The organism is Blastococcus sp. SYSU DS1024 (genome assembly GCF_054050795.1).
This window is the reverse complement of the sequence record NZ_JBJHAA010000003.1, coordinates 169508-184581: the sequence shown is the minus strand read 5'-3', so window position 1 is coordinate 184581 and position 15074 is coordinate 169508. Positions and strand designations below refer to the sequence as shown.

The 15074-nt window shown below is 74.7% G+C and carries 14 protein-coding genes; 11 read left to right on the top strand and 3 right to left on the bottom strand.

From position 1 onward, the window contains the following. The gene (gene glp, locus ACI79S_RS04265) at positions 1–1425 is read right to left on the bottom strand and encodes a molybdotransferase-like divisome protein Glp (RefSeq protein ID WP_456592199.1); all 1425 of its coding nucleotides are present in this window, start codon (positions 1423–1425) and stop codon (positions 1–3) included. A 114-nt stretch (positions 1426–1539) separates the two neighbouring features. Continuing rightward, positions 1540–2460 carry a UTP--glucose-1-phosphate uridylyltransferase GalU gene (gene galU / locus ACI79S_RS04260; protein WP_456592198.1) on the bottom strand — a complete coding sequence of 307 codons (921 nt, stop codon included), beginning with the start codon at positions 2458–2460 and terminating at the stop codon, positions 1540–1542. A gap of 171 nt (positions 2461–2631) precedes the next feature. Here galU and ACI79S_RS04255 point away from each other — a divergent pair, with 171 nt between their 5' ends. From ACI79S_RS04255 to ACI79S_RS04205, 11 genes are all read left to right on the top strand, one after another. Next, positions 2632–3969, top strand: a complete 1338-nt coding sequence (locus ACI79S_RS04255) for an SLC13 family permease (RefSeq protein WP_456592197.1) — start codon at positions 2632–2634, stop codon at positions 3967–3969. Between the two features lie 108 nt (positions 3970–4077). Beyond that, the gene (locus tag ACI79S_RS04250; RefSeq protein ID WP_456592196.1) at positions 4078–5271 is read left to right on the top strand and encodes a CaiB/BaiF CoA transferase family protein; all 1194 of its coding nucleotides are present in this window, start codon (positions 4078–4080) and stop codon (positions 5269–5271) included. After that, a complete protein-coding gene (locus tag ACI79S_RS04245) occupies positions 5268–6797 on the top strand; it encodes a carboxyl transferase domain-containing protein (protein WP_456592195.1) in 1530 nt (509 codons plus the stop codon). Before ACI79S_RS04250 ends, ACI79S_RS04245 begins: the two co-directional genes overlap by 4 nt. A gap of 134 nt (positions 6798–6931) precedes the next feature. Then, positions 6932–7411 (top strand): DUF5313 family protein, encoded by a 480-nt coding sequence (locus tag ACI79S_RS04240; protein WP_456592194.1) that lies wholly within the window; start codon positions 6932–6934, stop codon positions 7409–7411. Between the two features lie 32 nt (positions 7412–7443). Then, positions 7444–7893: a helix-turn-helix transcriptional regulator gene (locus tag ACI79S_RS04235; protein ID WP_456592193.1), complete on the top strand. Its 450-nt coding sequence runs from the start codon at positions 7444–7446 to the stop codon at positions 7891–7893. A gap of 5 nt (positions 7894–7898) precedes the next feature. Next, positions 7899–8309 (top strand): VOC family protein, encoded by a 411-nt coding sequence (locus ACI79S_RS04230; RefSeq protein WP_456592192.1) that lies wholly within the window; start codon positions 7899–7901, stop codon positions 8307–8309. Positions 8310–8403: 94 nt separating this feature from the next. After that, entirely contained in the window at positions 8404–10779 is a 2376-nt protein-coding gene (locus ACI79S_RS04225; RefSeq protein ID WP_456592191.1) for an ATP-binding cassette domain-containing protein, read from the top strand. Positions 10780–10815: 36 nt separating this feature from the next. Further along, entirely contained in the window at positions 10816–11205 is a 390-nt protein-coding gene (locus tag ACI79S_RS04220) for an ArsR/SmtB family transcription factor (RefSeq protein ID WP_456592190.1), read from the top strand. After that, positions 11202–11894, top strand: a complete 693-nt coding sequence (locus ACI79S_RS04215; RefSeq protein WP_456592189.1) for a cation diffusion facilitator family transporter — start codon at positions 11202–11204, stop codon at positions 11892–11894. Before ACI79S_RS04220 ends, ACI79S_RS04215 begins: the two co-directional genes overlap by 4 nt. Continuing rightward, positions 11891–12814, top strand: coding sequence for a cation diffusion facilitator family transporter (locus ACI79S_RS04210; protein WP_456592188.1), 924 nt, complete (start codon positions 11891–11893; stop codon positions 12812–12814). The genes ACI79S_RS04215 and ACI79S_RS04210 overlap by 4 nt, the downstream gene beginning before the upstream one ends. Positions 12815–12854: 40 nt before the next feature. Then, entirely contained in the window at positions 12855–14111 is a 1257-nt protein-coding gene (locus tag ACI79S_RS04205; protein ID WP_456592187.1) for an APC family permease, read from the top strand. A 62-nt stretch (positions 14112–14173) separates the two neighbouring features. On the opposite strand, the gene ACI79S_RS04200 is transcribed toward ACI79S_RS04205, so the two are convergent. Then, a complete protein-coding gene (locus tag ACI79S_RS04200; protein WP_456592186.1) occupies positions 14174–15025 on the bottom strand; it encodes an alpha/beta fold hydrolase in 852 nt (283 codons plus the stop codon). Positions 15026–15074 lie beyond the last annotated feature (49 nt).

Here is a 15074-nt window from a genome sequence, read left to right as displayed (position 1 = left end):
TCAGCCGCCGAGCAGCAGCGGCATGACGGTGACCAGCCCGCCGGCGGCCACCTCGGTGACGTCCTCGTCGATGACGATCAGGCAGTTCGCCCGGGCCATCCGCGCCAGGAGGGCGTCGGTGGCCTCGCCTACCGGCTCGACGACGTAGCCGCCGTCGGGGTGGCGCATCACGGTGCCGTGCAGGTACTGGCGGTACCCGAGCGGGGAGAGCAGCTGCTGCCCGGAGATCGCCTGCACGGTGCGCCGGAACAGCTGCCGCTTGCCCAGCATCAGGCGGATGGCGGGCCGCACGAACACCTCGAAGGAGACCAGCGCGGCGACCGGCTCCCCCGGCACGCAGATGACCGGCACCTGGTCGCGCCCCAGCCGGCCGAAGCCCTGGGCGGGACCGGGGTGCATCGCCACCTGGCGGAAGCGCATCTCGCCCAGGCCGGCCAGCGCCTCCTGCACGATGTCGAACCCGCCGCCGGCGAAGGTGCCGGCGATGAGCACCAGGTCGCTGCGCAGCAGCTGGCTCTCGAGCACCTCGGCCAGGCGCCGCTGGTCCGCGGGGAGGATGCCCCAGCGGTAGGCGTCGGCACCGGCGTCCCGGGCGGCCGCCGCCAGCGCGTAGCTGTTGACGTCGACCACCTGGCCGGGCGCGAGGGGCGAGCTGATGTCCGCCAGCTCCGGGCCGGCGCTGAGCACCGCCACGCGCGGCCGGGGCCGCACCAGGACGCGGTCCCGCCCGACGGCCGCCAGCAGGCTGATCTGCGCCGGCCCGATCGGGGTGCCGACGTGCACGGCCGGGTCCCCCGGGGTGACGTCGTCCCCGGTGCGGCGCACGTAGCTGCCCACGGGCGGCGCGACCTGGACGCCGACCCGCGCCGCACCGTTGTCGGTCCACACCGCCGGGACGACGACGTCGGCGCCGGCCGGGAGCATCGCCCCCGCCGCGACCCGCATCGCCAGCCCGGGGCCGATCGACGACGGCGCGCTGGCACCGGCCACGCTCTCCCCCACGACGGGCAGTTCGACCGGCTGCGCCAGCGTGGCCTCGGCGACGTCCTCCGCGCGGGCCGCGTAGCCGTCGAGCGCCGCCTGGTCGAATGCGGGCAGCGCCCGCTGGCTGACCACGTCCTCGGCGCAGAGCAGCCCCTGGGCGTCGAGGACGGCCAGCTCGATCGGGTCCGGCTGCGGCACCGCGGCGAGGATCTCGTCGAGGTGCCGCTCGACGGTGCGCACGTGCGGGGAGGCGTCAGAGCGGCCGTCGGCCGGCAGCGGCACGGGCCCGGTGAGCGCGCGCTGCGCCGGCACCTGGTCGACCGGGGCCCCGACCGGGCCGGTCCGCCGGGGCGGAGCCATGGGCATGTCGACCTGGGCGGTGTCCCGGTGGCCCCGGAACCCTCCGCCCTCGCTGCTGTCGTCGTCGCTCTGCCCGGACATCCCCACCACCGTCGTCCCGCGGTGCCGTCTGCCGGCACCGGCCCTGCGGCAGCCCCGGACCCGGACGGGTCCGGGGCGGTGCCGCGGGTCCGATCGTGCCCTCGCGGGCGCCGGTCAGGACGGCGACGCGCCCTCGGCGGGTAGCTCGGTGACGAAGTCGCGCAGCCAGCCGCGCAGCGACGGCCCGAGGTCGTCGCGCTCCACGGCCAGCCGGATGACCGCCTTGAGGTAGTCGAGCTTGTCCCCGGTGTCGTAACGGCGGCCGCCGAAGACCACCCCGTGGACCGGCTCCCCGCGCTCGACGAGCGTCGCCAGCGCGTCGGTCAGCTGGATCTCGCCGCCCCGGCCGGGCGGGGTCTCGCGCAGCACGTCGAAGACCTCCGGCGCCAGCACGTAGCGCCCGATGATGGCCAGGCTGCTGGGGGCCTCGTCGACCGGCGGCTTCTCGACCAGCCCCGTGACGGCGACGACGTCGCCGCCGTCGGCGGTGGGCTCGACCGCCACGGCGCCGTACTTGTCGATGTTCTCCCGGCCGACGTCGAGCAGGGCGATCACCGAGCCGCCGTGCTCGGCCTGGACGGCCAGCATCTGCTCGAGCAGGTGGTCGCGGGCGTCGATCAGGTCATCGCCCAGCAGGACGGCGAACGGCTCGTCACCGACGAAGGCGGCCGCCTGCAGCACCGCGTGACCGAGCCCGCGCGCCTCGCCCTGCCGGACGAAGTGCACCTGCGCCACCTCGGTGGACTCGTGCACGGCCGCGAGGCGCCCGGCGTCGCCCTTCTTCTCCAGGGCGGCCTCGAGCTCGGGGGTGCGGTCGAAGAAGTCCTCGATGGCGGCCTTGTTGCGGCCGGTGACCATGAGGACCTCGGGCAGGCCCGCCCGGGCCGCCTCCTCGACGATGTACTGGAGGGCAGGCCGGTCGACGACCGGCAGCAGCTCCTTGGGGACGGCCTTGGTGGCCGGCAGGAAGCGGGTGCCCATTCCTGCGACGGGGATGACCGCCTTCCGGGCCGTACGGGTCAGGGGCATCGACATGCTCCGCAGCCTAGCCAGCCCGCGCGGACGGGCACCTCGCCCGAGGGGGCCGCCGCGGCCGCGCTCCGCGCGGAGCCGCTGGGACGCCCCGCGCCGGCCGGATGGCAGGCGCTACCGACCGGTCACTGTCACAGTGGGCGCACCCCAGCCCCCCGACGCCGTGGAGAGCCCGTGTCGACCGAGATCGTCACCATCGTGGCGCTGGTCGTGATCTTCGCGATCGCGACGTTCCTGCCGATCAACATGGGGGCACTGGCGTTCGTCGCCGCCTTCGTCGTCGGCACCTTGTCGGTGGGCCTGACCACCGACGAGATCATCAGCGGGTTCCCCGCCGGGCTCGTGCTGACGCTGATCGGCGTCACCTACCTGTTCGCGATCGCGCAGAACAACGGCACCGTCGACCTGCTGGTCCGCGGCGCGGTGAAGATGGTCGGCGGCCACGTCGCCGCCATCCCGTGGGTCATGTTCTTCGTCACCGCGGTGCTGACCGCCATCGGCGCCCTCTCCCCCGCCGCGGTGGCGATCATCGCGCCGATCGCGCTCACCTTCGCCGCGCGGCACGACATCAGCCCGCTGCTCATGGGGATGATGGTCATCCACGGCGCCCAGGGCGGCGGCTTCTCGCCCATCAGCGTCTACGGCGTCACGGTCAACACCATCGTCGCGCGCGAGGACCTGCCCAGCAGCCCGCTGACGGTCTTCCTCGGCGCGCTCTTCTTCAACATCGCCATCGCGCTCGTCCTGTTCTTCGTCCTGGGTGGCGGGAAGCTGCTCGGCCGCAAGGTCGCCACCGAGCCGGTCCCCCACAGCGAGCACGCCCACGGCACGCTGGTGCGGGGCCACGGAGCCGCGCCCGGGCCCGGCGTCGGCGGGGACGACGACGAGCACATCCACCCCGACCGCCCGTCGCCGGTGCGCTTCGAGCAGGTGCTGACGCTCGTCGGGCTGGTCGTCGTGGCCGTCCTGGCGCTGGCCTTCGACCTGGACATCGGCTTCGTCGCGATCACGGTCGCCGTCGTCCTCGCGCTGTTCTCCGCCCAGCAGCACAAGGGGGCGGTGACCCAGATCAGCTGGTCGACCATCCTGCTCATCGCCGGCGTGCTGACCTTCGTGTTCGTGCTCGAGGAGGCCGGCACGATCGACTACGTCGGTGACGCGGTCATCGGCCTGGGCGTACCGCTGCTGATCGCCCTGCTGCTGGCCTACATCGGCGGCGTGGTGTCGGCGTTCGCCTCGTCGACGGCGATCATCGGCGTCGCCATCCTGCTCGCCGTGCCGTTCCTGGAGGCCGGCGACATCAGCGCCATCGGCGTCGTGGTCGCCCTGTCCGTGGCCTCGACGATCGTGGACGTGAGCCCGTTCTCCACGAACGGCGCACTGGTGCTGGCCAACGCGCAGGACGTCGACCGCGACCGCTTCTACAAGCAGATCCTGGCCTACGCGGGGATCGTGGTGGCCGTCGGACCGCTGCTGTCGTGGCTGGTGTTCGTCGTCCCCGGCTGGCTGTGACCCCCTGTGCCACGGACCGTGCCAGGGGCTTTGCCAGAAATACCTCAGCGCTGAGACACTTTCGGGGCGCTGCCGCTGCGGCCGCGTACCCGAGCGAGGGAGCACACCATGCCCGGACCGCTGGACGGCATCGTCGTCGTCGACCTGACCCGCGCCCTCGCCGGGCCGCACGCCGCGATGATGCTCGGCGACCTCGGCGCCCGCGTCATCAAGGTGGAGACCCCGGGCACGGGTGACGACACCCGCGGCTGGGGGCCGCCGTTCGTGCAGCCCGAGGACGGTGCGGCGGACCGGGAGTCCACCTACTTCCTGGCGGCCAACCGCAACAAGGAGTCGATCACCCTCGACCTCAAGGACGAGGCGGACAAGACGGTGCTGACCGGGCTGCTCCAGCGCGCCGACGTGCTGCTGGAGAACTTCCGGCCGGGCACGCTGGCACGCCTGGGCTTCGGCACCGACGTGCTGGCCGAGCTCAACCCGAGGCTGGTGACGCTGGCGATCAGCGGGTTCGGCCACGACGGCCCGGAGGGCGGCCGGGCGGGCTACGACCAGATCGCCCAGGGCGAGGCCGGGCTGATGTCGCTCACCGGTCCCGGGCCCGACGAACCGCAGCGGGTCGGCGTCCCGATCGGCGATCTGCTGGCCGGCATGTACGGCGCCTACGGCGTCCTCGCCGCGCTGATCGAGCGGGGGCGGACGGGGCGCGGTCAGGTGGTGCGCACCTCGCTGCTGGCCGCGATCGTCGGCGTGCACGCCTTCCAGGGGACGGCGTGGACGGTGGCCGGTCAGGTCGGGCGCGCGCAGGGCAACCACCACCCCTCCATCGCGCCCTACGGCCTGTTCCGCTGCGCGGGGGGCAGCGTGCAGCTCTCCTGCGGCAGCGAGTCGCTGTGGCGCAAGCTGTGCGCCGAGTTCGACCTGGACGCAGAGGCCCCGGGCCTGGCCACCAACGGCGAGCGGGTGCAGCGCCGCGACCAGGTGATCGCGCTGCTGGAGGAGGCCTTCGCCGCCATCTCCCCCGAGGACCTGCTCGCCCGGCTGGCCGCGGCCGGGATCCCCGCCGGCAAGGTGCGCACGATCGACGAGGTCTACGGCTGGGACCAGACCCTCTCGCAGGGGCTCGTGGTCGACGTCGAGCACGCCACGCTGGGCGACCTCCGGCTGCCCGGGCCGCCGCTGCGCTTCTTCTCGGCCGGGCCGGACGGCGAGACCGAGACCACGCGCCGCGACCACACGGCTCCCCCGGTGCTGGGCGCCGACGGCGACGCGATCCGCGCCTGGCTGAACGGTCCGGCCGCGTGACCGGCGGGGCCGGTCACCCGGACGCCCGCACCCTGCGCGACCTGGTGCTCGACCCCGGGTCGTGGCAGTCGTGGGACTCCCCCATCCCGCCCCGCGACGTCACCGAGGGCTACGCCGCCGAGCTCGCCCGGGCCGCCGGGAAGAGCCGGCAGGACGAGTCGGTCATCACCGGGGAGGGCCGGCTCCGCGGCCGCCGGGTCGCCGTCGTGGCCGGTGAGTTCGGGTTCCTGGCCGGGTCGATCGGCGTGGCCGCCGCCGAGCGGCTGATCGCCGCGGTGGAGCGGGCGACCGACGAGGGGCTGCCGCTGCTGGCGGCGCCGGTCTCCGGGGGCACCCGCATGCAGGAGGGCACGGTCGCGTTCCTGCAGATGATCGGCATCACCGCCGCCATCGCCCGGCACAAGGAGGCCGGGCTCCCCTACCTGGTCTACCTGCGCCACCCCACGTTCGGTGGCGTCCTCGCCTCGTGGGGGTCGCTCGGCCACGTGACCATCGCCGAGCCCGGCGCCTCGATTGGTTTCCTCGGTCCCCGGGTGTACGAGGCGCTCTACGGCGAGCCGTTCCCCGAGGGCGTCCAGACCGCCGAGAACCTGGCCGAGCGCGGCCTCATCGACGCCGTCGTCCCGCACGAGGAGATCGCCGACGTCGCCGACCGGGCGCTGCGGGTGCTGGCCGCGCGGCAGACCTGGCACGTCGACGTGGCCGACGCCGAGCGGCCGACCCCGGAGGACGGCACCGACGCCGACGACCCGGAGGACCACCGCACCGCCTGGGAGGTGGTCACCGCCTCGCGGCGGACCGACCGGCCCGGGGTGCGCCGGCTGCTGCGCACCGCGGCCACCGACGTCGTCGGGCTCTCCGGCACCGGTGCCGGGGAGAAGGACCCGGGGCTGCTGCTCGCCCTGGCCCGCTTCGGCGGCGCCCCCTGCGTCGTGCTCGGCCAGGACCGGCGCGGTCAGTCGATGTCGGCGCCGCTGGGCCCGGCGGCGCTGCGGGAGGCCCGGCGCGGCATGCACCTGGCCGAGCAGCTCCGGCTGCCGCTGGTGACGCTCATCGACACCCCCGGCGCCGCGCTCTCCCGCGAGGCCGAGGAGGGCGGGCTGGCCGGGGAGATCGCCCGCTGCCTGCACGACCTCGTCGTGCTGAAGGCGCCCACGCTGGCCGTGCTCCTCGGCCAGGGCACCGGCGGCGGGGCGCTCGCGCTGGTGCCCGCCGACCGGGTGCTGGCCGCGGCCAACGGCTGGCTCGGCCCGCTGCCGCCCGAGGGCGCGTCGGCGATCGTGCACCGCACCGTCGACCGGGCCGACGAGATGGCCGCGGCCCAGGGGGTGCGGGCCACGGACCTGTGGCGGGCGGGGATCGTCGACCGGGTGGTGCCCGAGCGGCCCGACGCCGCGGACGAGCCGACCGAGTTCTGCCTGCGGCTGGGCCGGGTGCTGGGCGAGGAGCTGGCCGGGCTGCTCGGCCGCGACGACACCGAGCGCTTCCGGACCCGGCTGCACCGGTACCGCCACCTCGGCCGCTGACCTCGACGGATGATCAGGTGAGCTGATCATCCCGGGCCCTGGCTCACGGTGGACGGTGAGCCAGGACCACACCAGCTGAGCCAGGACGGCGCCGGGGGCCGTCGTCCCGTCGGCGACCCTGGGACGATGGCACCGTGAGCGACGGCGAGGCGAGCACCCACGTCCCCGGGGACGCGGACGCCGCGCGGCGCGAGCCCCTGGTCCGCCCGGCTCCGCACCGGTGGTTCTGGTACGCCCTCGGCGGCGGGCTGCCCGAACGGCACCGGGGCTGGGTGCTGCACGACACGACCACGAGCACCTGGTGGGCCCGGCACGTCGCCCGCACCCTGGTCCAGCTGGCGGTACCCATCGCGCTCGTCGTGGCCTTCCTGCCCGCGCCCCTGGGGCTGCGGCTCGCGGTTGCGGGCGGCGGGATCTTCCTGGGGCTGATCTTCTCCCTGGCCTACATGCCCGAGACCACCGAGAACCGGGTGGTGAAGGCCGGCTACCCCGCCGGTACCGCGACCGCCGCCCGGGAACGCGCCGGCCTGACGCGCCAGCAGCGCGAGAGCGAGCGGAAGCGGGCCGCGGCGGCCCGGCGGGCAGCGCGCTACCGGGAGCGTCTGCACCGCTGACGCAGGCGGCGGTCCGTGGCACGATTCCGCAGGTGACCAGCGGACCGGCCGCGGACCAGCACCTGCGCGACCTCGTGCGGCTGCGCCGCGTCCGCGACCGGATCGACCGGGAGTACGCCCAGCCGCTGGACGTCGCGGCGCTCGCCCGCGGCGCCCACATGTCGGCCGGGCACCTGAGCCGGGAGTTCAAGCGCGCCTACGGCGAGTCGCCCTACGCCTACCTGATGACGCGGCGCATCGAGCGCGCGATGGCGCTGCTGCGGCGCGGCGACCTCACCGTCACGGAGGTCTGCTTCGCGGTCGGCTGCTCGTCGCTGGGCACCTTCAGCACCCGCTTCAGCGAGCTGGTCGGGGTACCGCCGAGCACCTACCGCCGCGAGGCCGCGGAGGCGACGTCGGGGATGCCCTCGTGCACCGCGAAGCAGGTGACCAGACCGGTCAGGAATCGAGAAGCGCAGGCGGTGGCGCCGTCCCTAGCGTGACCGCCATGGACCTCACCGTGCACCACACCTTCCTCCCCCACGACGACCCGGAGGCCTCGCTGGCCTTCTACCGCGACGCCCTCGGCTTCGAGCTGCGCAACGACGTCGGCTACGACGGCATGCGCTGGCTCACCGTGGGCCCGGCCGACGAGTCGGCGACGTCGATCGTGCTGCACCCGCCGACCGCCGACCCCGGGATCACCGAGGACGAGCGGCGCACCATCGCCGAGATGATGGCCAAGGGCACCTACGCCTCGGTCGTCCTGGCGACCAAGGACCTCGACGGCGCCTTCGACCGGATCCAGGCCACCGGCGCCGAGGTGATGCAGGAGCCGACCGACCAGCCCTACGGGGTGCGCGACTGCGCCTTCCGGGACCCCGCCGGCAACACCGTCCGCATCCAGGAGCTGCGCTGAGAAAGGGCGCTCCGGGCAGTCGTCCCTGTCGGACGCCGCTGGTAGACAGCGGGCCCTCGCCAGGCCGGCGGGGGCCCGCACGGATGGAGGCACGATGAGCACGCTGACCGAGTCGCCGACCGCGCACGTCGCGGACAGCCACGACCTGATCCGGGTCGTCGGGGCCCGGCAGAACAACCTCCGGGACGTCACCGTCGAGATCCCCAAGCGGCGGCTGACGGTGTTCACCGGCGTCTCCGGGTCGGGCAAGAGCTCGCTGGTCTTCGGCACGATCGCCGCGGAGTCGCAGCGGATGATCAACGAGACCTACAGCGCGTTCGTGCAGGGCTTCATGCCCTCGCTGGCGCGGCCCGACGTCGACGTCCTCGAGGGCCTGACGACGGCGATCATCGTCGACCAGGAGCGCATGGGCGCCAACCCGCGCTCGACGGTGGGCACCGCCACGGACGTCAACGCGATGCTGCGCATCCTGTTCAGCCGGCTCGGGGAGCCCAGCCTCGGCTCGCCGAACGCGTACTCGTTCAACATGCCCTCGGTCTCGGCCAGCGGGGCCATCACCGTCGAGCGCGGCGCCGGCACGAAGGCCGAGAAGGTGACCTTCACCCGGCTCGGCGGCATGTGCCCGCGCTGCGAGGGCATGGGCTCGGTCACCGACATCGACCTGACCGCGCTGTACGACGACCGCAAGTCGCTGGCCGACGGCGCGCTCACCGTTCCCGGTTACAGCATGGACGGCTGGTACGGCCGGGTCTTCAGCGGCGCCGGCCTGCCCATGGACAAGCCGATCGCCGAGTTCTCGAAGAAGCAGCTGCACACGCTCCTCCACGCGGAGCCCACGAAGGTCAAGGTCGACGGGGTCAACCTCACCTACGAGGGCCTCATCCCGAAGATCCAGAAGTCGATGCTCGCCAAGGACGTCGAGGCGATGCAGCCGCACGTGCGGCGCTTCGTCGAGCGGGCCGTCACCTTCACGACCTGCCCCGACTGCGACGGCACCCGGCTCAGCGCCGAGGCCCTGTCGTCGAAGATCCGCGGCAAGAACATCGCCGACCTCTGCCGGATGCAGATCAGCGACCTCGCCGGCTGGCTGCGCGACCTCGACGAGCCCTCCGTCGCGCCGCTGCTGGCCGGGCTGCGGCACACCCTCGACTCCTTCGTCGAGATCGGCCTGGGCTACCTGTCCCTGGACCGCCCGGCGGGCACCCTCTCCGGCGGCGAGGCGCAGCGGACGAAGATGATCCGCCACCTCGGGTCCTCGCTGACCGACGTCACCTACGTCTTCGACGAGCCCACCATCGGGCTGCACCCGCACGACATCCAGCGGATGAACGACCTGCTCCTGCGGCTGCGCGACAAGGGCAACACCGTGCTCGTGGTCGAGCACAAGCCGGAGACGATCGCGATCGCCGACCACGTCGTCGACCTCGGCCCGGGCGCCGGCACCGACGGCGGCGAGGTCGTGTTCGAGGGCAGCGTCGAGGAGCTGCACCGCTGCGGCACCCTGACCGGCCGCCACCTCGGTGACCGGGTGGCCCTCAAGGCGGAGGTGCGCACCTCCACCGGCGCGCTGGAGATCCGGGGCGCGCGGCAGAACAACCTGCGCGGCGTCGACGTCGACGTCCCCACCGGCGTGCTGACCGTCGTCACCGGCGTGGCCGGATCGGGCAAGAGCTCCCTCATCCACGGCAACCTCGCCGGCCGGGACGGCGTGGTGGTCGTCGACCAGTCGGCGATCCGGGGATCGCGCCGGTCCAACCCGGCCACCTACACCGGCCTGCTGGAGCCGATCCGCAAGGCGTTCGCCAAGGCCAACGGCGTGAAGCCGGCGCTGTTCAGCGCCAACTCGGAGGGCGCCTGCCCGACCTGCAACGGGGCCGGCGTCATCTACACCGACCTCGGTGTCATGGCCACGGTCGAGTCCACCTGCGAGGAGTGCGAGGGCAAGCGGTTCCAGGCCGCGGTGCTGGAGTACTCGCTGGGCGGCAGGAACATCGCCGAGGTCCTCGCGATGAGCGTGGCCGAGGCCGAGGAGTTCTTCGGCGACGGGGACGCCCGCACCCCCGCCGCGCACGCGATCCTCGACCGGCTCGCCGACGTCGGGCTGGGCTACCTCACCCTCGGCCAGCCGCTCACCACCCTCTCCGGCGGCGAGCGGCAGCGGCTGAAGCTGGCCACCCGCATGGCGGAGAAGGGCGGGGTCTACGTCCTGGACGAGCCGACGACCGGTCTCCACCTGGCCGACGTCGAGAACCTGCTCGGCCTGCTCGACCGGCTGGTCGACGCCGGGACGACCGTGATCGTCATCGAGCACCACCAGGCGGTCATGGCGCACGCCGACTGGATCATCGACCTCGGTCCGGGCGCGGGGTCCGAGGGTGGCCGGGTCGTCTTCGAGGGCACCCCGGCCGACCTCGTCGCCGCGCGCTCCACCCTCACGGGGCAGCACCTCGCCGAGTACGTCGCCGGCTGAGGGAGTGCGGTCGGTCGCTGGCGCTATCATCGCCGCATGACGATGATCGTGCTCGGCACCGACCGCGGGACGAGCGCCGAGGCCCCGGTCGACGAGGCGGCGGCGCTCACCGCGGCGGCCTGCCTGTTCCGCAGCCTCGGCGACCCCAACCGGTTGGCGATCGTGCGCCACCTCGCCCTCGGGGAGCACAAGGTCGTCGAGCTCACCCGCCACCTCGGACTGGCGCAGTCCACCGTCTCGGCGCACCTGGCCTGCCTCCGGGACTGCGGCCTGGTCGCGTCCCGCCCGCAGGGGCGGGCGTCGCTGTGGTCGCTGGCGGCGGCGCCGGAGGTCCTCGAGCTGCTCGCCGCCACGGAGCGGCTGCTGGCCGCCACCGGGGACGCGGTGACGCTGTGCCCCGCCTACGGCGAGGTGGCACCCCGGTGAGCGCCGCGACCACCGCCCCTGCCACCACCGCGGCCGAGCGCGCCCGGCTGGGCCGTCGCGCCCAGCTGCTCGCCGGCGCCGCCGTCACCTACAACGTCGTCGAGGCCGTCATCGCGATCACCGCCGGGCTGGTCGCCGGCTCGGTCGCCCTCGTCGGGTTCGGGCTGGACTCCGTCGTCGAGGTCTCCAGCGGGTTGATCATCCTGTGGCAGTTCCGCCACCACCTCCCGGAGAGCCGGGAACGGCTGGCGCTGCGGCTGATGGCCTGCTCGTTCTTCGCCCTGACCGCGTACGTCACCGTCGAGTCGGTGCGGGCTCTGGTGGTGGGCGGCGACCCCGACGCCTCGCCGGTGGGCATCGGCCTGGCCGCCGTCTCCCTCGTCGTCATGCCGTTCCTCTCCTGGGCCCAGCGCCGCACCGGCCGGGCCCTGGGCTCCGGCGCCGTCGTCGCCGACTCCACGCAGACGCTGCTGTGCACCTACCTGAGCGCCGCCGTCCTCGCCGGGCTGGTGCTCAACGCCTGGCTCGGCTGGAGCTGGGCCGACCCGGTCGCCGGCCTGGTCATCGCCGCCGTCGCCCTCCGCGAGGGGATCGAGGCCTGGCGGGGCGAGGGGTGCTGCGCGCCCACCCGCCCCGGGTTGGACGCCGAGGCGGACAGCTGCTGCGGGGGCCCGGGGACCCCGCGGTGAGCGGCGGGCACGACCACTCCCACGCCACCGGCCCCGGCGATCGCCGCCGCCTGGTGGTCGTGCTGGCCCTGACGGCGGGCGTGCTCGTCGTCCAGCTGGTCGGGGCACTGGCCTCGGGCTCGCTGGCGCTCCTCGCCGACGCCGCGCACGCCGCCACCGACGCCGCCGGCCTGGCCATCGCGCTGGTGGCGGCCACCCTGGCGCTGCGCCCGGCGACTCCGCGGCGCACCTGGGGGTACCGGCGCGCCGAGGTGCTCGGCGCCACCCTGCAGGCCGCCGTCCTGCTGGCGGTCGGCGGGTACATCACGGTCGAGGCGGTCGGCCGGCTGGCCGACCCGCCGGAGATCGCCTCCACCGCCGTGCTGGTCTTCGGCGGGATCGGGCTGGCCGCCAACGTGGCCGGGATCGTGGTGCTCAGCCGAGGCGGGCGCAGCAGGAACGTCAACATGCGCGCGGCGCTGCTCGAGGTCGTCAACGACGCGCTCGGGTCGGTCGCCGTCCTGGTGGCGGCGGTCGTCGTCGCGCTGACCGGCTGGCTGCAGGCCGACGCGATCGCGTCGCTGGTCATCGTGGCGCTGATCGTGCCCCGCACGCTGGCGCTGCTGCGCGAGACGGTGTCGGTGCTGCTGGAGAGCACCCCGCCCGGCCTGGACCTCGATGCCGTCCGCGCGCACCTGCTCGCGCTGCCGCACGTCATCGGGGTGCACGACCTGCACGCCTCCCAGATCACCAGCGGCCTGCCCGTGCTCTCGGCGCACGTCGTCGTCGAGGACGGCTGCTTCCACGACGGGCACGCGCCCCAGGTCCTCGACCAGCTCCAGGCGTGCCTCGCCGAGCACTTCCCGATCGCCGTCGAGCACTCCACCTTCCAGCTCGAGACCGCCGCGCACGCCCACCACGAGCCCGCCGCGCACCGCTGAGCCCCCGCTATCGTCGGCCGACGCCGCAGCGAGGAGCACCGTGAGCACAGGCCCCGCCCTGGTCCGCCGGCTGGGCACCACCGACGCCGTGGTCATCGGGCTCGGCTCGATGGTCGGCGCCGGGGTGTTCGCCGCCTTCTCCCCCGCCGCGCAGGCCGCGGGGGCGGGGCTGCTGATCGGGCTGGCGATCGCCGCGGTGGTCGCCTACTGCAACGCGACGGCGTCGGCCCAGCTGGCCGCGCAGTACCCCACCTCCGGGGGCACCTACGTCTACGGCCGCGAGCGGCTGGGCCCGTGGTGGGGCTTCCTCGCGGGGTGGGGCTTCGTCGTCGGGAAGACGGCGAGCTGCGCGGCGATGGCGCTGACCTTCGCCGCCTACGCGGCACCGGCCGGGTGGCAGCGACCGGTGGCCGTCGCGGCGGTGCTGGGCCTGACGGCGGTCAACTACCGCGGCGTGACCCGCACCGCCGGGCTGACCCGCGTCATCGTCACCGTCGTGCTCGCCGCACTCGCCGTCGCGGTTCCCGCGAGCCTGCTCGGGAACGGGGCGAGCCGGGACGGGCTCGCGACCTGGACGCTCACCGACGGCGGCGTGCACGGGGTCCTGCAGTCGGCGGGCCTGCTGTTCTTCGCCTTCGCCGGGTTCGCCCGGATCGCGACGATGGGTGAGGAGGTGCGCGACCCGGCCCGGACCATCCCGCGGGCGATCCCGCTGGCGCTGGGCATCGCCGTCGCGGTCTACGCGGTGGTCGCCGTGGCGGTGCTCGTCGCACTGGGTCCCGACGGTGTCGCCGCCACCCCGGCGCCGCTGGCCGCGGCGGTGGACGCCGGCGGGTGGGCGTGGGCGGAGCCGGTGGTCCGGATCGGCGCCGCCGCGGCCTCGCTGGGCGCGCTGCTCGCGCTGGTCGCGGGCATCGGCCGCACCGGCCTGGCGATGGCGCGGCAGGGCGACCTGCCCCGCTTCCTGGCCGCGGTGCACCCGCGCTTCTCCGTGCCGCACCACGCCGAGCTCGCCCTCGCCGCGGTGGTCTGCCTGCTGGTGCTCACCGTCGACCTGCGGGGCGCGATCGGTTTCTCCTCCTTCGGCGTGCTGCTCTACTACTCCGTCGCCAACGCCGCCGCCTTCACCCAGGACCGCGCGCACCGCCGCTTCCCCCGCCCGCTGCAGGTGCTCGGCGTGATCGGCTGCCTCGTGCTGGTCGTCTCGCTGCCGGTGCAGGCGATGATCGGCGGCGTCCTCGTGTTCGCCGCCGGGATCGCCTATCGCGCCACCCGGCTGCGACTGGCCCGGCGGTAGCCGGCGCCGGGTGGAGGGGCTGCCGACCGCTCCCGCCGGTTGCGCGACCGGCTCAGGCGCCACTACCGGACGAGGCTGGTCACCGCTGCGACGACCTCCTCCGGCTGCTCGTCAGGGGCGAGGTGCCCGACTCCGGGCAGCGTCTGCACGCCGGTGTCGAGCTGCGCCCGGACGGCGGCCCGCAGACGGGGCACCGGCAGGAAGCAGTCCTCCTCCCCGGAGAGCACTCGGCGGGGGGTCGCCCGCCACCGCTGCACCGTCGCCGCCGGCAAGGGCCCGGGGGCGCCGGCCGTGCGGGTGCAGCGGGCGACCAGCGACATCCACTCCACGGCGTCGTCCGCCGGCCGCCGGGTGGCGGCGTGCAGGTGCCGCAGCAGACTGGCGCTCCGGGGGGGAGTCGGCCGCAACAGCCACGGCAACGTGGCGGCCAGGACCGGTGCGCCGACCCGCAGGCCGACCAGCCCGGCCGGGCTGACCAGCACCAGGCCGGTGACCCCGGCCGGCTCGGCGGCCAGCGCGATCGCCGCGCCCAGCGAATGCCCGACCAGCACCAGCCGCTCGGCGCGCAGGTGCTCGACCAGCTCGCCGGTCCAGGTGCCGTAGGCGGCCATCCGGTCACCCGCGGGCCGGGCACCGTCGGAGAGCCCGGGCTGCCCCGGGACATCGGCGGCCACGACCCTGTGCTCGGCTGCCAGAGCGGCCAGCAGCGGCAGACTCGTCGCGGCGTTGAAGTTGGTCCCGGGCAGGTACAGCACCGTGGTGTCGCCGCGCCCGGCGCTGAGCAGGTGGGTTCCGCCCAGCGCGGTGTCGACGACGGCGCGCTGGTGCGGTGTGTCCCAACGGGTCAGGCGCCGCTCGCACCACGCCGTGATCTCCTGGCGTGCATCGTCGCTGCGGTACATCGGGCGGGGCACGGGTGCGTTCCTTCGACGACGGCGACCCGGGCGAGCGCCGCGAGCCCGC